We start from the raw sequence: 19033 nt of genomic DNA on the forward strand, positions 1-19033 counted from the left end.
TGTGATAGATAGTTCAATGAAATTAACTATAAAGGGATATTATACCATTATAGTTCTGAGGTATGATAAAATGACTGTGAAATCATCTTTTTACAGATATTAGTAGTTTGTGTGAGGGTATAGTTTAGTACTTTTATCTTATTGAGGAGGTGGTAGAAGGAATATTTTTAAATCTAAAATCCCAATATAGGAGCGTGATGAAAGTGAAAGTATTTATCAAATTATTAATGGTAGGGAGCATCGCTTTTTCTGGAATGACAGGCTTTATAACGAATGTCTCAGTGGCGGCTTCGGTTAGCAGTTTCAATGATATCAAAGCTGGGTTTTGGGCGGAAAGTACCATTAGAGCGGCTGTAGAGAAGGGTTATGTCGATGGTTATCCTGGAGGGTTATTTAAACCTAATCAAGAAGTGACAAGAGCTGAATTTGTGAAAATGTCGGTGACAGCTTTGGGGATTTCCGTAGAAAAGGGAACAGGGAAATGGTATGAGGATTATGTGAAAGTGGCTCAGGAGAGAAAATTATATCTAGCTAGCGATTTTAATAACCAGGAATCAGAGTGGAATAAAGCGATGACACGTGCAGAAATGGCCAAAGTCGCGGTACGTGCTACAGGTAAACTTGAAACAGAAGAAGATAAATGGATGTATCTTGCTACGAAAAGGGGCCTTATCACGGGTCTAGGTGCAGGACAACTGGGATTGAATGAGAAGACGACTCGGGCGCAATCTGTAACGATTATAGAGCGTATCTTGAAAGTGAACAAAGGCGAAACATTGGCCGTCGATAAGTATGCAGTTTCCAGTGCAGAACTTGCTTGGCATGGAACTAATATTTTCACGGTCATGCCAGAATTCTTCGTAGATTCAAGAAAGACGGAGAATGTAGAGGAACTTTGGAATGAAGAAAAGATGACAATTACTTCGAAAGATAGTCTTTGGAAAGGGCAGCTTATAGAATTAATAGCGATTGACCTTGAAGATCCGAAAGATCCGAACTTGAAGCAGATTCCTGCTATATCTAAATTGAAATGGGAAAATGAAGCTCAGAGTATGCAAAAGGGGATAGCAGTAAGTAAATTTATGGATAGTTATATTTTATATTTTAAAACAAAAGTTCTGTACAATAAGGCTCCTGATAAATATTTTGACAAGTCTTATGTACCGTTTGACTTCACTGGATTAAATTCACCAAATGAGGATCTCTTTTATGCTGGAAAACAATTAAACATGGTTGCTAGGGTTTTCGAAAATAAGGCATTAGACTTATCAATGTTTATTGTTCCAAAAAAAGGATGGAAGCAAGGTACGGATTTAAGAATTGAACTTAGAGTTCCGTCGTTTTCAAGCCACAATTTTATGCACCAAGATGTCTTAAAAGTTTCAGGACCTCAATAGAATGGATTATTCTAATAAGGAGTAATGATATGATTTATAAATCTAGGAATTCCACAAAGATTTTTTTAATGACTTGTTTAATTAGTTTCAGCTTACAGTCACTACTTATTGAATCCATTGAAGCTGCGGCTGGTGAGACGTTGTGGAAAACAGCAGATATTATCTACAATGCTAATTCAGATAATCTTAAAAAATCGCATCATTCTGTATTCTACAAAGAAAAAATGTTAGAATCGAAACCATTTAGCTTAGATGCAGGTTCAGGAAAAATTATAACGAAAATTGTCTTGAAAAAAGATGGAGTTTCATATCAGCAGCCTATAATTGTAAACTCACAAAAGTATACAAATAAAACCACTTTGAATGGAGAAGGAGTACCTGTAAAATCAATTAATAATCAAAAAAATGGATCATGGTTTTCATGGGAACGCGGAAGTCGAGATGTACACTGGAAACCTGGTGATGGTGATAACTACACTATTGGGGCTATTACGACACCAGGTAGTGATACCTCAAATGGATTTTTGAGGGATATGTGGCCCGGACGATTTATTACACAGGTCGTTTCTTACACACGTGAAAATCCTTATGAGAGTGTGGGGTCCATCGATTATGGGCAGTTTGCTACAAAATATATCGACGATAGTACTGATACATTAACAGCAGCCAATCCTTTTCAAAATGGTATTAATGTTTCTAAATCTGATAGTGGTGAAGTAGTGACTCCCACAGGGATTTCCGGAAAAACAGACCCAACCACACTTATTAAAGGTATGAAAGTATTAAATCTTGATAAAGCAGAAATTGAATTCACACAAGATCATGGTCATGAAGGTGAAAGAGTTAATTTGGGAACACCGGGTGCAGCCATGATGTACTACTTTGCTTTTTACAGATATGACATTAAGACCTTTACGTATCGCTATCCAGATGAGTACGACGTGTATGTTAAAGATGATGACGGTGAAATTATTATTCCACCACCCGCAGGGACAGGAAGCTGTACGTGGACAATCCAGCCCCCAAGACAAGTAGCTGCACCACAGACCATCGCTATGGACCCGAGGGCAACAGGTGTGATTAAAGGGGATGATGCTAGTAATTCGCCCCATAACTTCGATGTGGGACAAGGGATACCTACCTCAGACTATCTATACGCGAATACATTAGGGTTAAATTATTTGTTTCAACACACATTCGGAAATCAAGTCGGGAAGATCAAATATGATTGTAGTGTAGATTTAACCTATGTACTGACTTGGAGAATACCACAAGATCCTATCATAGGGGCTGACGGTATACCGCAACCACAGCCTCCTATAGAAATGTCGGATTCAGAGAATATAAACTATTCATTCAGTTTCACACGCGATTATGACTACTGGACGATCAAAAATTTAGAAGTCCATACGCTCAACAAGTCGACCATGAGCAACTACGCGCTACCTAGTGGTACGGTGACGTTAAATCCAACGGGATATGTACCGCCAACATTGGAAACGAAGCAGATTGATCCTGTAGGAGATCACGTATATCCAAAGGAAACAGGAACTATTTCATTCACTCCACCAATACAAGATGGAGGATATTCTAGACCTTCTCCAGATGATCATTCAGGTTTGTTACTCGGAATGGCCGAATCTCAAACTCAGGATGCCGAGGTTCAGAATGATAAGGTGTATTTTAATGGGCAAATCATCATGAAAGATGACAAGGTTATTAAAAAAGCCCCTACGCCAGGAAAAATTCCTGAGTCTCCTATGATCGGTAACAGAGTGTTATACATGGATAACCAACTCATTAGTAAAACGCTTATCAACAAAGCCAATACACCAAGTTCAGGTACGATTTTCTATGATCTCCTTGACGGTCATGTTGGGGGAAGTAGTGGTAAGAATTACGCTATATCCCATATCAATACGGTGACGGTGCATACACCGGTTGTCAACTATTCCTCCGTTACAGATGATAAGGAACATAACCAGAAGACGACACCCAATGCAAATCGAGCAGCTTTTATTCTAGATAGGCCCTTCACCGTAAGAATACCTACCGCCGGGCAGCATGTTCCCTATCCAGGGTATGGTAACCGAGATTACGCGAAATACATAATGACCAAGCAGGTCTATTTTCCATTTGACGTCTATCAAGCAGGAGGGACACAATTCATCCCGAAGAACACCTGGATCGATGTGCCGATTCATCAGTTAGATACAAGTTTTTTACTCCCTGTGTGGGTAGATGAAGGAGATTATACAGTGTATTTCAGAACAATCGCTGAGAATTCACCGGTTAAGCTAGATACCGAACCCGATGCGAACCGAGATCTTGTTAACCATGTAGCTACAGATACGGTATCCGTAGAAGTGATTGGACGACTTTATGATTTTCATGTGACGGATATCGCGGATTATAACTGGGAAACGGTATTTCGTACGAAGAAGGGAAGCAGTACACCAAGCGGGTACTCTTACTGGGTAGGGGATAAGTCGATCGATGGGGCCCCTCGTGGCAATGCTGCGCCGTATGTACTTCCGGTAGCACAAGGTAAACATCCGAGTCCGAGCTACACGAACGTGGCGGTCAAGACAGGGTACCATTTCAAATTCGATTTCAAAACGAAGGGCAATATGTTCCGCGCGCAAGATGGGATAGCGATCACACCAAGTTTCTATTATGTAAGCAAGGATGGAAAAAGTAGACAAGCAGTAGACCTATATTATAACAGTGGTTCGAAGACGATGATTAAGCTCGGTTCCGCACAAGATACAGAACGGCGATATGTGATCCTCAATGATCGGTTACGAAATGTAGCGGAAGAGGAGCTGAAGGATACGGCAGCTTATCTCTACAATCATGAAGAGTTAGCTCGAAAAGTAGGAACGTTAGAGCAGTTTACTAAGAAATATATCGAGAATCTGAGCCAGCAAAAAACATGGGTAGGCCGCTATAACGATTTGACATTACCCAGTGCGGTCCGCACGTTGATGGGACCGAAGTACAACTTACCCAGTAGTGTTGATCTAGAACGCGCTAATGCTTCCATTCAACACTGGTATGGGGAGTACAGTATTCCAGCAGACATCTATGCGGTTAAGAAGGGGACAAATGTAGCCGAATACGGCCGAACGCATACCTTAGACGATCATGCGCCCATATTTATGAAACAAGGATATATGATCGTGAATTTCGACATAGAGACGCTACAGAACGGGGATGTGATCCATCCGCATCTCCAATATATCCATGCGCCTCTCATGAATCAGTGGCAGATGGAAGGATTCAGCAGAACTTATACAGACCCGAAGAAACAACAGTTCTCGCTCATGGACGGGGACGTGATATTCTATCATGCGAATCTTTCAAGTCGTGATGACTTTAGATCGCAGGTTACTCATTAAGATTAGGAATATGAAAAAAACAACCACGGACACTACAAAGTGTGTTCGTGGTTGTTTTGAGTTATTTATGACTTTTTAAGCTGCGGGAAGTTTTATTTTTTGACCTGGATAAATCAGATTGGAAATAAGGCTCCTCTTTATTAACCGTTATAAGATAAGCAAGAATGACTTGTAACTTTTCTATCTGTTATACGTTGATAAGGGTGAGGGGAGAGATTATGAAACCCAGCACATTAGATGAAGTATATAGAAAATATATGATGGATGTTTATCGCTACATGCGCTTGCTTTGTAGAGATGATGCTACAGCAGAGGATTTAGTACAGGAAACCTTTTATCGTGCCTACATACATTTGGAGAATTATAAAGAAGAAAGTGTAAAACCATGGTTGTTCAGAGTTGCTTACAACGCTTTTATTGATATGAAGCGAAAAGAGAAACGCAGCATGGTGCGGGATCATGAATTTTTCCATGGATTAGCAGACCCACCTGCTTCACGTCCAGAAGCACAGGTGCTGCGTAATGAAACTATGGAAGAGGTTAGAGAATGGATCTCAGCCTTACCTGATTTACAGCAACAAGCTCTACTACTTTATGATATGAACCACTTCAGTTATCAGGAAGCAGCCAATATAATGGGCGTTACCTTATCGCACTTTAAAATATTGCTGTTTCGGGCTAGACAAGGATTGAGACGGAACCGTGAAAGGGGCGATGAACGTGAGTGAGGGATTTAAGAAAAAAATGAAACGGTATATGGACGGGACGCTACCAGAAGAAGATCGCAGCGAGATGGAGAAGGAACTGGAAAAGATGGAGATCTACCAATCTTATATGGAAGAAATGATGCAAGAAGGGGAAGAGGTTGACATTATACATCCGCGATGGAATGAAGATTCCCCTCGTTTAAATGAAGCAAAGATTTTACGGAAAGGTAAATGGAAGGCCCGATTCAGCTCTGCGTCTACTGTGATCAGTATGTTCCTGGTATTTACGGTGGTTACATCCATCGGTACTATGTTGTTTTATCAATGGGGTGAGCCTGATCGAGGGGAAAGGTATAGGGATATTGTTAGCTCCGTAGTAAAGCTTACCCAGCCTAATATTGAAGTGAATTTAAGTAGCAGTGCAGGTCCGTATCTCGGATTGAAATTTACTGGTGAGGTCAGGAAGCAAGTAGGTGCGGCTAGGCTTACGGTGGGGGAATTCTCAGGATCATTCTTTCTAAACTTTTTACGGATATATGACTTTGCGTGGAGTGAGCAGGGACAATATAGTAATGCACTGTTTCATTTTCCTGAATCGGAGGGTTTCGATAGTGATGCCGACTGGAAACGTCTGAAGATGTTACCTGAGGGAACGGTGGCTGAGGCGTACGTGTCTTACAATAAGTATCTCACAACAGATGAGTTGTTGGCGCAGTTCAAGAACAAGAATATGGAGGCGGTATGGTTCGCTGTAGATAACGGGGATAACAATAAAACATATGATGAAAGTGGAATCATTACAGAACCACTTGGATTTCCAAGCGAACCTGTTTGGCATTCAGATGATATGACGGTTACCCAACAGACGACGAGTAAGCGATGGTGGGGCAATGCGGTAGTGTCACAGACAGGGAGTTATCCATCTGTCGATACTTATGGGGACGGTGATCTACGAGATGTAAACTTCCTGAAGACATTAAGGTTAATTCAGCAATACCCATCGATTACGAAGCGATTGGCACCTTTTTATGATATCGATGGTTCTGTATCTTATATTGAAGAGCATGGTGTGCGATTATACGGTGCTGTAGTCACTGGACCTACGAAAGAATTGTTGAAGCTAAAGGATGATCCACTCGTATCCAACATACGTATAGGTAAAGTTACTTTGTGGGACTGGAACGTCGAGTGAGTAGAGGAGCATGGCTTTGGCTATGCTCTTTTTGTTATTGTGCAACTCTAACATCGAAGCGTATAGTAGGCGTTTTATACTCGTTTCGATTATAATAGAGCATAATCATAAAGAGATGCAGATCATTTCGGATATGCAGTTAGGAGAGAATGACTATGACGCTAAAAGAAAAAAGAGAACATCGGCAACATCCTGAACAAACGAAGCTTGATGCTTCTCGTGCCACCTATGAGCGGGATTATTCAAGGCTCATACATTCTCCTACGTTTCGCCGACTTCAAGGTAAGTCACAGGTATTTGGTGCGGGGACTGGGGATTATTATCGGACGAGGTTAACGCATTCGCTTGAAGTAGCACAGATTGCTCGTGAAGCATCTAAGAGCTTACTGCGCTCTTATCCTGAGGTAACTCTAGAGAAAGCTGATAATCCGGGACTTGTCATTGATCCTGAAGTGGTGGAGTGTGCATCGATTGCGCATGACTTCGGGCATCCCCCTTTTGGTCATAAAGGAGAAGAGGTACTAGACGATATTCTTGAACATCTCATTGACGAGAAGCTTAAGGCTGCTACTAAAGGTCGACATGCATCGCCAGAGTATCTCATGAAAGTTCGGAGCGGGCTTAGGAGTGAATATGAACATTTCGAAGGGAATGCGCACAATTTTCGGCTGATTATGTTTCTCGAAAAGAGAGAAAATATAGATGGTTTAAATTTATCTGATGCGGTGCTTCTGGGTATTAACAAGTATCCCTTTCCTGGAACAATAAACAAGAAGGGACTTTATCAGAATGAATGGGCTTATATTTCGCAAATACGCAAAAGTTGGAACATTCCAGATCGTAAGAAGACATTGGAAGCTCAATTAATGGATCTATGTGATGACATTGCTTATTCCTCACATGATCTAGAGGACGGCATTAAGGCAGGCAAAATAGAAGTGCACGAGCATTTTCTGTTTGATCCTAACATTAACCGATTAATCGTAGAGAAGATTACTACGCTGGAGGATGCTTTCTGGGATGGATGGACAGAAGAACAAATTCAACCCAAAGTAGAAGAAGTATTATCTTCCTTTTTACAAGTATGGAAAGAGAAGATGTTAATATGTGATCATGATTATTCGCGGACAAGACGAGAAGTTAAAGCCTATTGGGTCAGTTTATTTGTTAGTAATTTAGGCGTGATAACGGATGATAATTGGAAGAAAGTTACGTTCGTCAAAGATAATGCAGAGAATGAAGATATGCTGAGAACGGTGAGCGTGTTGAAAAGTTTCGCGTGGGTTACGATGATTAAAGATCTTCGTGTACAACGTTTGCAAAGAAGAAGCGAATGGATCATCAAGCGTCTATGGAAAGCCTTCTTAGATCCGGAAATGTCTAAGTCCATTATTCCAACAGACTGGCTTGAGCGTTATGAGCGAGATCAGCGTCAACCCAATCCAATCTGGACGTGGGAGCATATGGTGATCGATTACATCGCAGGAATGACGGATGCTTTTGCAGAGAAAATATACAATGAGCTGTACGGGCTTAAAGTGGGTTCAATTTACGATATTGATTAGCAATTAGAAAAAAGAGATTATGGATCGTGCTCTAACAATATAACTCTTCCAGATGAAGAGGAGAGAAACTTGATGCTGTTAAATCCACCTAGCTGAAATGATTAGCTAGGTGGATTTTTATATCTACCTTGAAATACCGATTATTCTAATCTAAGTGAACTGGTTTTCAAGATCTTTTTATTTATCATGGAAATATTATCAATATAATGCTATGATAACATCCATGTGGATGGTACACAGATGATTTTGTTTATTTGATATAAAAAATACAGGAGGTGAATCATCATATCTGAATCGGAGAAAATTACAATTAACTTAGGTGCTGTGGACTTGGGCAAAATTGATCTACTCGTAGAACAAGGGTTTTATTCCAACCGTACGGATTTCATTCGGCAGTCTATCCGTCAGCAGATCTTGGTCCATTCAACAGAAATAAAGCAACTGACGACCGATAAGTATACCGTGATTGGTGTCGCCAAGTTTGATCGTCATGAATTGGAAGGATTTAGGGATGGCAAAAGGATGGTTGATATTCGGTTAATAGGTACACTAATTATTGCTGAAGATGTGCCATTGGAATTAGTAGAGGAAACGATTCAAAGCGTCAAAGTATTCGGCATTATTAAAGCGCGACCAGACATCAAGAATTTCTTGCAACTATTGCGCGATCAGTCCTAAGGAGAAGAGGAACTTAGCATGGATCAACGTAAGACGTTCCAGAGACTTGTCTACTATATGAAGAGACAACGGTTGCTATATGCAGGTCTGACGCTCACGATGTTCGTTGGGGTAACTTTAAATTTGTCAGTGGCCTGGTTCTTATCTGTTGTTACTAATGCTGCTGCAGCGGGAGAAACAGAAAGATGGACTTTTTTTATAGGAATAGGAGCTTCTATCATCCTTCTGTTGACCGTGAATACTTATTTTGATCATTATTGGAAAACGAGGGTTTCGGTAAAAGTCCGCAAGGATATGCGCATGGATACGATGGAGCAATTACTAAAGGTCACAGTCCCTTATCGGGATGATAATCACTCGGGTGAGCTTCTATCGCGTTTGACAACAGATAATCAAGCGGTGGGTGATGGATGTGGGCATACGCTAATGAATTTGATTAAGAATCCTATTCTGATCCTTACTTCTTTCGTATATCTAATGTATATTAACTGGCAACTAGCCTTGATCTGTTTGGCCATCGGTCCATTGACCCTATTACTCGGTGGTATATTTGGTAAAATGATGCGTAACAATACTGGAAAGTTACAGGGAACATTAGGTCAGGTAGCTGCTTTTTTACAAGATGTGCTTGGAGGGACATCTGTCGTCAAAACGTTCGGTTTGGAGAAGAAGTTATTTAGCAAATTCAATCGATACAATCGAACTCTCGTGGAATTAGAAACCAATAGCGGCAAAATTGAAGGGACAGCAACAGCTTCTTCCGCCTTATTAGGTAATCTCACTTTTTTCATTGCGATACTAGTAGCAGCCTTTTCAGTAGCCAATGGTTCGTTGCAGGTTGGAGCTATGTTAGCTTTTATTCAGTTGATGAACTATTTAGTAGGACCGTTTATGGAACTTCCAGGTCAGTGGGCTACTTTTCAGGGATCTCTTGGAAGTGCAGATCGTATATTTACTTTAATGGATGCTCCGAAGGAGATGGAAGTCTTACCGGAGAGTAGTAAATCCCATGAGAAATTTGGGGTGTTATCTCTGAAAGAGGCAACTTTTCAATATTCTGTTACAGGCAATAAAGTCCTTAATGAGGTGAGTTTTGAAGCGAAAAGTGGTGAGGTAGTGGCCATTGTAGGTTCAAGTGGTGGGGGCAAATCGACTCTATTTAAAATGTTATTAGGTTTCTACCCTCTCACCACAGGTAAGATTGTTATTGATGGGAAAAATACGGATGATATGGCTTTGCGCGAGCTTAGAGATTACTTTGCTTATGTGCCACAGGAGAATCACCTGTTCACAGGTACGATCCGAGATAATATTGCTGATGGGAAACAGGATGCTTCTGAAGAGGAGATTATATCTGCTGCCAAAAGCGCGAATGCCTACAACTTCATTGTAGACATGGAGAATGGCCTGGACTCGGAAATTGGGGAACGTGGAACACTATTGTCCGGTGGGCAGCGGCAACGTATCTCCATTGCCCGTGCCATATTACGTGATGCTCCTGTTCTTTTACTTGATGAAGCGACAGCTGCTCTGGATAATGAAAGTGAACGACTTGTTCAAGATGCGTTATCTCATCTGGTGACAGGGCGAACTACATTAGTCATAGCTCATCGATTGTCAACGATTACGCATGCGGATCTAATCCTTGTGATGGAGGATGGAAGTATTGTGGAAAAAGGGAATCATGCAACCCTTATGGACCGCAGAGAACGCTATTATCAGCTGTATACGACACAATTGCAGCGACAAGAGGAAGAAGAACTAGAACATGAAGCAGAGGAAGTGGCTGTGGGTTAATCAAATTCAAGCGAATAGTTAAAATATAAACTCAGGCAAACAAACCTCCAGAGTATGAAGGTTTGTTTGCCTGAGTTTGTTGTACTATATATTCAATATTTCAAACGGTAGTCCACAAGATTGCGTGGTAAACCTTTTCCTTCCATATAAGCTTTCAAATTGTCCACAAAAATGTCCACAACACGCTCATCATAATGATCAGTGCTACCAGCGATATGAGGCGTAATCAACACCTGTTCCATCGTCCAGAGGGGATGGTCCTGAGGTAACGGCTCCTCCTCAAATACATCAAGTCCAGCTGCGCGAATAATGCCCTCGTTGAGTGCAACCAGTAGAGCAGCAGTATGGACGGTGGGTCCACGTCCTACATTAATGAAACAAGCGCCTCGTTTACAAGCTGCAAAAGCCGCTGTATCGAACATGTGATGCGTCTCATCTGTTAGTGGAAGGATATTAATAATATAATCTCCTTGACTAAGGGCCTCATGTAATCCTTCCATGGTGTACATGTGATCTACATGTGGAGCGTCTTTACCTGAACGTCTAACACCCATCACTTTCATGCCAAAAGCTTTGGCAAGTCGAGCTGTTTGGCTGCCAATTTCACCTACTCCTACAATTACGGCTGTTGTACCACGAAGCTCAGCAAGCGTACTAGATCTATTCCACCCTACCTTAGGATCCCATTTCTGTTCATGTTGATTCAGTATGGATCGTTGTATTCCTCTAGAGAAGGCAAGCATCATGGCAAAAATACTTTCTGATATAGGGGTAGCGTGTACGCCACTGGAATTGGTTAACAATATATTTTTAGTAGCTAGTTGATTCAGTGGTAGTTTGTCTACACCAGCAGACCAAGTCTGTAACCAGCGTAGTTTACTATTCTCAGCAAGGACATGTTCCGCGATTCCCCTGGACCAACCAATTAGGATTTCTGCTTCTTGTAATTGTCTAGGATCTAGTTCGGTCTTCTTACCGACGGTTATATGATATTCTGGCGCTATATCATGAATACGATTCAATTGTTCAGGAGTTAAGTTGTGCAGACTAACCATGTGCTTCATCTTTTATCATCCTCTCGAGTAATCATAGATTTGTCATATGAAAATCATACCAGAATTTAAAGATGATCGCATAGAGGGATAGATGAAAGTGTTTGAAAGGGGGGTGAGCGGGGTAAAAAGAAATATTATGCTGAAGTTGTCCCATTAAAATACAGAAATAAAACTACATTAAATTCTGAACAATATTCTGAACAATGTCGACGCGCCAAAGCCTTGATTTGATAGGATTTATTGGCCTGAATGTTCCAGTATCACAACTCAAATAATCATATTCTGGGCTAAATTGCCACCCATGTTTATAATAAATGGATTGAGGATTGGTATAGGAAAGGCTATAATAACACATGATGTTAATTATTTTCATTCATATTAATTCATAAGTATGAGCTAATATCGTGGAGATAAATTACTATTCTGTTATCACGAAAGGGACTTGGACAGTAATGAGCATCGGTAATCTATTGCCAGCTTCACAGCGCTTGTTCGTGGCACTGAGAGTGCCTGAACCGATAGGATGTGCTTTACAAAACGAGTGTAAACATTATAAGATAGACATTCCGTTTAGTAAATGGACATATTCTAAAGACTATCATATTACGCTGCAATTTCTGGGCGATACTGAATCTAGCAAGATTCATGCACTTTGTGAAGCCTTGCATAGGGTAGCATCAGAACTTAAGCCGTTTATGTTGGAGATGGGTATATGGGATATATTTGGTGTCCCTGAAGCACCTAGAGTGCTGTATAAAACAGTGGCAGGGGATCTCGCCCGACTAGAATGTCTTCAGCACAAAATCGTAGAATCAACAGTAGAGTTACAATTTAACAAAGAAGCACGTAAATACCGGCCACATATTACTGTAGCACGCAAATATACGGGGAAGAATCCTTTTCAGAGAGATTTGTTAATCTCATCCTCTGTTGCGGAGAACCTACCATGGTATGTTAGTGAGTTTGTACTTTTTACTACTCATATAGGCGCTAAGCCGATGTATGAGGTAGTAGAAGCATTCCCAATAATGAATTAAATGTACTGAAAATGATTTTCAAGGTTATTCAAAACCTGAATTTTCGGTTACTTATTAGGGAATGTGCCGGAAACATAGGAGGAAGATTATGAGTATATTTAGACAAAACCGCTGGATAGCGCTGTTAATTGGTGTTATTTTAGTGTGTTTCTCTGCGATATGTCTGCTTTTGCAGTCAGAACAAGTACAAGGGTGGGAGAAAGAGAGTAAGCTTCCGTTGCTAGAAACAATGCCTTTGAGTATTTTGGCTGATGGTACTGTACATCAATTAGAGAAGACTAATGTCCATTCTGGTTCATCATTGAAATTGGTACACAGCATTAAATTGCATCAGGTAGAGGATATAGAGTCTCTGTTTGTGAATAAGAATCTAGTCATTAATTCTACTGAACCATTAGGTTTCAAGAATCAGCTATTTAAGAAGCAGTTAGAACTCGTTCAAGCTGATGAAGAGGCTGAGGCGGAGAAAAAGGCCAAGGCTGCGCAGAAAGCGAAAGCTAAGAAAGCAGCACAAGTAAAAGAAGAAGCTAAAGCACAAAAAGAGGCTATAGCCAAAAAAATAGCAGAGGTTAATCCTAAGCTAAATCCCCCACAAGTATTATTCTTCACTCGGACAAAGACGCTAAGCCAACAAGCGAAGGATCAATCGACTTGGCAATACGCGGTTTCTGATGAAGAACTGCTTATGCTACGCAAAATTGTGATGGCAGAGGCGGAAGGTGAACCGTACGAAGGCAAAGTGGCTGTCGCCAATGTTGTCTTAAACCGGCTGCGGTCAGCCAATTTTCCCAATACTATTGAAAAGGTAATCTATCAGAAATTTCAATTCAGTCCTGTAGGAAATGGACGTTTTAAACGTGTCAAACCCGATAAGGATACTGTTCATGCTGTTAATGAAGCTATGAATGGGCGTAAGGAAGTTAGTGATGATACTTATTATTTCTTGTCTCTTCAATTAGCAGATGACTTAACGGTTAAACATACTCGGACTTATAGTGAAACTATTGGAAATCATACATTCTATAAATAAGGCTTCTTATTTATGCTGGTTTGTTGCGTCTTCATAGGGGAAAGTAACAAAGATATAAACAAATAAAAACAGCTCCCAAGATCTAGCAGGGAGCTGTTTTTATTTGTTTATGTGCATCTTAAGGAGAGACAGTCCATTCTCTTACTTGCTCCAGTGACTCGACCGGTAACATATCAAGAACAGTCTGTGCACAGCAACAAGGATGAAGATAAGACTCGGTAGATTGCTTACTATTCCGCTCGGCAACGACGTCGTCATATTCGGTTATAAGTCGGTTGAACCATCTATCAATTACGCTTGAATGAAGTGTCTCCGCAAATCCGCGGTTCACGAAGAAAAGACTATTCTGCTCTTCTTGTCCTGGAATGGCTTCGTAAAATATCATAGGAATTCCTTTAATAAGTCCTTCTGTACAAGTCATGCCACCAGGTTTAGTAATAAGCAGATCAGATACATCCATGAGCTTGTTAATCTCGCTTGAGTAACCTAACAACGTAATATTTGGATGATGGAAGATCGGATTCTCTTTCATCTTCTCTAATTGCTTTACATTGCTACCCATGCAAAAGATAAGCTGAATATGATCAGCCCATGATGTTAATTGTACTAAAAGCTCATGTTTGAAGGCTATTCCCCAGCCACCGCTCATAATAAGAACTGTAGGTAAACATTTTAAGTTCAGTTCAGTTCGGAGTTGATCTCTGTTGCCCCTCTCCCAAAAATCGGGGTGAACTGGAATGCCTGTCATCTTGATCTGACGTGAGTGAACGCCACGTTCAAGAAGAAGATTCCTGACGCTTGGAGAAGACACTAGATATTGATTTACCTCAGGGTTAACCCATGTTCCATGGACATCGTAATCGGTGATGACTGTTATTAACGGGACATCAACGCCCTGCCGTTTAAGTCGAGAAATGACGCTATTAGGAATAGGGTGGGTACATATGATGATATCAGGCTTAAGTTGAGATAGAACCTGTGCCGCATGGGTATAAAAAATGCGATGTAGTGCAAGCTGAGCTAGACGATTCAATGATTTATCGTATTTGTTGCGATAGAACATGCCTATAATAGCTGGTGTTGTGGTGACTGTTTTGCGATATGCTGATAGAATCCATGGTCCTACAGTCGGATTCAAGAAATTCCCAAGTTCAATCACACGGCACTGCAAATGAGGTTGTAACTTCTTCATTCCGCTGGCGAGAGCATGAGCCGCTTGAGTGTGCCCAGTCCCAAATCCTTCGGACAACAACAGAATTCTCTTTTTTCTCATGTCTTCACCTACAACTTTCTCCCTCTATCTTACAGAATAGGAATCATTATTACTATCCTAAATCAATAATTTATTGAATCCATTTTATGAATTAGGGGTCTCTTACCGACTATCCGGACGGAACAAGTACTTCGTACTCATTGTAGTTGTTAGAAAGACTTTTCAAAATAGACCTGAGGTGGTAATTCATCCTAGACCTTAGACGAGGATAAACTTGGGACTGAGGTCGGAGCGCATAGACTTTTGTCTGACGAGACTAATTCTAATTAAATAATGATTGATATTTTAATCATAAGATGTTAAATTTAAATGACTGAATGACCATAATTGAATAATGGTCAGTTATTGAAATGAACAATACCTACAAGGAGGGGATGATATGGCTGCGATGGATCGTCGAAAGCTAGTACTAAATGCGGCGGCCCAATCCTTTGCGCTATTTGGATACAAAGCAACGACGATGGATCAAGTAGCGAAGATAGCAAATGTTGGAAAAGGGACGATATACACTTTTTTTACGAACAAGGAAGATTTATTTGATGAGATTTTATTGGGAGTCATCCAAGAGATGAAGCGGATCGTAGTTAAAGAAGTTATCCGTGAGGAACCATTTTTCGATAATTTGTACAGAGTACTTAATGCTTTGCTTGAATTCCGTGGTGAACATGATCTTATTATTAAGTTATCGCAAGAACTGCGGGACTTCGGAACACCACAAGCACTTGAAGCACTCGATAAAGTGGAAAATGTCGTTTTGGAGTATTTAGAACATGAGATTGAGATTGCCTTAGGAAATAAGGAAATAAAACCTTGTGATCCCAAAGTTGTCTCCATTGTTATGTTAAGACTGTACATTACGTTGACTTCAGACTTGAATAAGCTCCATACACCCTTGGATAAGGAAGAAATTCAACATTATATTCGCTTGTTCCTGTTAGAGGGATTAGCATCATCGAAGTAAACAACTGAACAACAGTACTTAAATGCCACCATACTCGTAAAGATAACTTCCTTACACAAAATGATGCGGTACAGAGAAAATCGCCATTTTTAATAAGAGAAGTTTTTCTTGGACTGAAAGTGACCGAATGACAACAATGGTCATACAGTGTCGGTATATAGTGAAGGAGAGAAAAATTAGCGATGAAATCGTTATCTGTATTTTTAAAAGATTTAGGGTCTACGGTAAGGAATCACAAATTGTTGGTTTCTTTGATTGCTATTTTATTTATTCCAGTAATGTATAGTGGGATGTTCCTAACCGCCTTTTGGGATCCCTATGCTAAGATGAGTGATCTTCCCGTTGCTGTTGTTAACAGTGATACGGGAGCGGATTATGAAGGAAAGACGATTCAGGCAGGAAATGATTTGATTGCAGAGCTAAAGAAAAGTGATGATTTTAAATGGGAGTTTGTTAGTAGAGCAGAAGCCGATAATGGTATGGCAAGCAATCATTACTATATGACTATCAGCATTCCAGAGGATTTTTCTTCTAAAGCAACAACGGTGTTGGATGAGGAACCGCAACCAGCCCAAATTATTTATCAACCTAACGAAGGATACAATTTCCTAGCATCCCAAATTGGGGGTTCGGCAGTAAATCAGATTAGGTCTCAGGTATCTGCGAAGGTTACAGAGATGTATTCTGAGATTCTGTTTGATCAGATTAAGACCGTTTCGACAGGATTCAAAGATGCTGGAACTGGAGCGGGGGTCATCCAAGATGGTGCTGTTCAGTTAGATGACGGTGCGATATTGCTAAAAGATAACTTGGCTAAATTAGTAGAGGGTACTACCAAGATTCAAGAGGGTATACAGCCCTTGAATCTTGGTACGAGTGATCTACAGCAAGGTGCAGCCGAATTGGAGAACGGATCTACGGCACTTGCAGGAGGGCTAACCCAATTGCAAACAGCTCAGAAGCAGCTGGAGGATGGTTCAGTTCAAACACATCAAGGGGTTTCCCAATTGCAGAAAGGTCTAACATCTGCTGAGCAAGGAAGCGCGAAATTAGAAGCAGGTCTAAAGCAAACCGTAACGGGAACAAGTCAGCTACAAGATGGACTTAAGTCCACTGTAGAGGGTTCGGCCCAGTTGCAAGATGGACTAAAGTCTTCTGAAGACGGAAGTGCCACGCTTGCTCAAAGTTTGAAGAAAGCTACCGAAGGAAGCCAGCAAGTTGCAGCAGGTGCAGCTAGCGTTGCTAAAGGTATAGAACAGTTAGTAGAGTCTAATCCTGAACTTGCAGAAAGCCCTGAGGTACAGAAGCTACTAGCTGCTAGTCAAGCCGTAGCTGAGGGTTCGAAAGAGCTTCACAGTAGCGAGCAACAATTGGCACAAGGAGCAACGGCGCTTAATCAAGGTCAGACGCAACTATTACAGGGCGCAACGAAGCTACATGCGGGTACACAGCAATTAAGCGAAGGAGCAGTTGCCTTAAAGCAAGGTGCAGAACAGTTATCCGAAGGAAGTACCGCCTTACATCAAGGTCAACAGAAGCTTCTTCAGGGAGCTAATCAAATAGAAGAAGGTCAAGGTCAGCTAGCTGATGGCTTGAAATTATTTGGTTCCAAGATGGGTGAAGCGGTTAGTGGAAGCCAACAGTTAGCAGGCGGAGCTGGGGAAATTGCAGCGGGTACAGAGAAGCTAGCTGGCGGTATGAATCAATTGGGTGACGGCGTTGGTACGTTGGCTGATGGTTCCCAGAAGTTAAATGATGGAGCAGGTGAATTGGAGACGGGCTTAGTGAAGTTGAAAGATGGCTCAGGAGAGCTTGCCTCTAAGTTAAATGATGCTGCTGATAAAACAGACAAAGTAAAAGGCACGGATGCCACATACAACATGTTTGCTGAGCCAGTGAAGGTCCAAGAGGAGAAGCTAAATGAAGTACCCAACTATGGGTCTGGTTTTGCACCTTATTTCTTATCGCTTGGGTTGTTCGTAGGGGCATTGATTACCACCATTGTATTACCAATGAGAGAATCGAGCGTTCCTAATGCATCAGGCTTTAACCGGTTTATCAGTCGGACACTATCATTTGCAGGGGTTGGGTTGATTCAATCCTTACTTGCAGTAATTGCGGTACTGTACTTGCTAGGTCTAGATGTACAGAATGTCCCCTTGTTCTATTTATTTACGTATATTACAAGTCTAACGTTTATGTTCCTTGTTCAAGCCTTTGTTACTTGGTTTGATCAACCGGGACGGTTCATCGTTATCGTTATATTAATTCTACAGCTGACAACAAGTGCGGGTACGTTCCCTGTGGAACTTATTCCAGGATGGATGAAAGTACTCAATCCTTGGTTCCCAATGACCTACAGCGTTAGTGGATATAAAGCGGTTATTTCTACAGGTGATTTCAGTACAATGTGGAGTCAGCTTGGAACACTTGTGATATTTGGATTGGTATTCTTATGTGCAACATTCATTTATTTTGTACGTAAATCATCCAACAAATCAGTTGAGCTTGAACCCACTGTTGCCGTTTAATAAGTATGAATCAAGTAAGGTGTGTGCCTAAGTGGACTAATCTTCTGCTGAGACGCCCCAACTTCTAAAAAGAGACTAATGAGCAAAAAAATAGCAGGTCAAGGTGATTATCCTTGACCTGCTATTTGGTATTCCAGATCCATTTGTCTCTTGCTTCAATAGAAGATGTGCGACATCGGAGCATCGCAGAGGGGTATATTCTGTATAATTATACGTTTAATAGTTTAAATAAACTTTCGTGCGCTAATGCTTTGATGCAAAGCAATTGTTATCAGAACTATAAAAAAGTTTGAATTGCGCTGCTGTTAGGTCGATGATAAAATGGTATAACAAATTATCTGGATTGTTGTTGCTGGATTATTTATTGCATATTACCCTAATGAATTTTGGTCTTTCGATTTTACTTTAT

Annotated in this window: 13 protein-coding genes; 11 read left to right on the forward strand and 2 right to left on the reverse strand. The window is 40.9% G+C overall.

Annotated elements, in window-relative coordinates; all coding sequences use genetic code 11:
* Window positions 1-203: 203 nt before the first annotated feature.
* The 7 genes from J2T13_RS03740 to J2T13_RS03770 all read left to right on the forward strand — a co-directional run bounded on the left by J2T13_RS03740 (window position 204) and on the right by J2T13_RS03770 (window position 10737).
* Complete coding sequence (locus J2T13_RS03740) at window positions 204-1397, forward strand: S-layer homology domain-containing protein (protein ID WP_429368456.1); 1194 nt, start codon at window positions 204-206, stop codon at window positions 1395-1397.
* A gap of 29 nt (window positions 1398-1426) precedes the next feature.
* The gene (locus tag J2T13_RS03745) at window positions 1427-4798 is read left to right on the forward strand and encodes a DUF5704 domain-containing protein (RefSeq protein WP_429368459.1); all 3372 of its coding nucleotides are present in this window, start codon (window positions 1427-1429) and stop codon (window positions 4796-4798) included.
* Between the two features lie 218 nt (window positions 4799-5016).
* Window positions 5017-5526 carry a sigma-70 family RNA polymerase sigma factor gene (locus tag J2T13_RS03750; protein WP_429368461.1) on the forward strand — a complete coding sequence of 170 codons (510 nt, stop codon included), beginning with the start codon at window positions 5017-5019 and terminating at the stop codon, window positions 5524-5526.
* Window positions 5519-6697 (forward strand): anti-sigma factor, encoded by a 1179-nt coding sequence (locus J2T13_RS03755; protein WP_429368463.1) that lies wholly within the window; start codon window positions 5519-5521, stop codon window positions 6695-6697. Before J2T13_RS03750 ends, J2T13_RS03755 begins: the two co-directional genes overlap by 8 nt.
* A gap of 155 nt (window positions 6698-6852) precedes the next feature.
* Window positions 6853-8262: a deoxyguanosinetriphosphate triphosphohydrolase family protein gene (locus J2T13_RS03760; protein WP_429368465.1), complete on the forward strand. Its 1410-nt coding sequence runs from the start codon at window positions 6853-6855 to the stop codon at window positions 8260-8262.
* A 285-nt stretch (window positions 8263-8547) separates the two neighbouring features.
* Window positions 8548-8940: a CopG family transcriptional regulator gene (locus J2T13_RS03765; protein ID WP_429368913.1), complete on the forward strand. Its 393-nt coding sequence runs from the start codon at window positions 8548-8550 to the stop codon at window positions 8938-8940.
* Between the two features lie 18 nt (window positions 8941-8958).
* Entirely contained in the window at window positions 8959-10737 is a 1779-nt protein-coding gene (locus J2T13_RS03770; protein WP_429368467.1) for an ABC transporter ATP-binding protein, read from the forward strand.
* Window positions 10738-10829: 92 nt separating this feature from the next.
* On the opposite strand, the gene J2T13_RS03775 is transcribed toward J2T13_RS03770, so the two are convergent.
* Window positions 10830-11801, reverse strand: a complete 972-nt coding sequence (locus tag J2T13_RS03775) for a D-2-hydroxyacid dehydrogenase (RefSeq protein ID WP_429368469.1) — start codon at window positions 11799-11801, stop codon at window positions 10830-10832.
* 395 nt (window positions 11802-12196) lie between these two features.
* Between J2T13_RS03775 and thpR the strand changes: the two genes are divergently transcribed.
* Window positions 12197-12829 (forward strand): RNA 2',3'-cyclic phosphodiesterase, encoded by a 633-nt coding sequence (thpR, locus tag J2T13_RS03780; protein WP_429368471.1) that lies wholly within the window; start codon window positions 12197-12199, stop codon window positions 12827-12829.
* Between the two features lie 88 nt (window positions 12830-12917).
* Complete coding sequence (locus J2T13_RS03785; protein ID WP_429368473.1) at window positions 12918-13859, forward strand: cell wall hydrolase; 942 nt, start codon at window positions 12918-12920, stop codon at window positions 13857-13859.
* A 118-nt stretch (window positions 13860-13977) separates the two neighbouring features.
* Here the strand turns inward: J2T13_RS03785 and J2T13_RS03790 are convergent, their stop codons facing one another.
* Complete coding sequence (locus tag J2T13_RS03790) at window positions 13978-15132, reverse strand: MGDG synthase family glycosyltransferase (protein WP_429368475.1); 1155 nt, start codon at window positions 15130-15132, stop codon at window positions 13978-13980.
* A 379-nt stretch (window positions 15133-15511) separates the two neighbouring features.
* On the opposite strand from J2T13_RS03790, the gene J2T13_RS03795 reads away from it, so the two are divergent.
* Complete coding sequence (locus J2T13_RS03795) at window positions 15512-16093, forward strand: TetR/AcrR family transcriptional regulator (RefSeq protein ID WP_429368477.1); 582 nt, start codon at window positions 15512-15514, stop codon at window positions 16091-16093.
* 182 nt (window positions 16094-16275) lie between these two features.
* Window positions 16276-18624 (forward strand): YhgE/Pip family protein, encoded by a 2349-nt coding sequence (locus tag J2T13_RS03800; protein WP_429368479.1) that lies wholly within the window; start codon window positions 16276-16278, stop codon window positions 18622-18624.
* Window positions 18625-19033 lie beyond the last annotated feature (409 nt).

This window comes from Paenibacillus sp. DS2015, from assembly GCF_050433705.1.
Taxonomy (GTDB): Bacteria; Bacillota; Bacilli; order Paenibacillales; family Paenibacillaceae; genus Paenibacillus_AQ.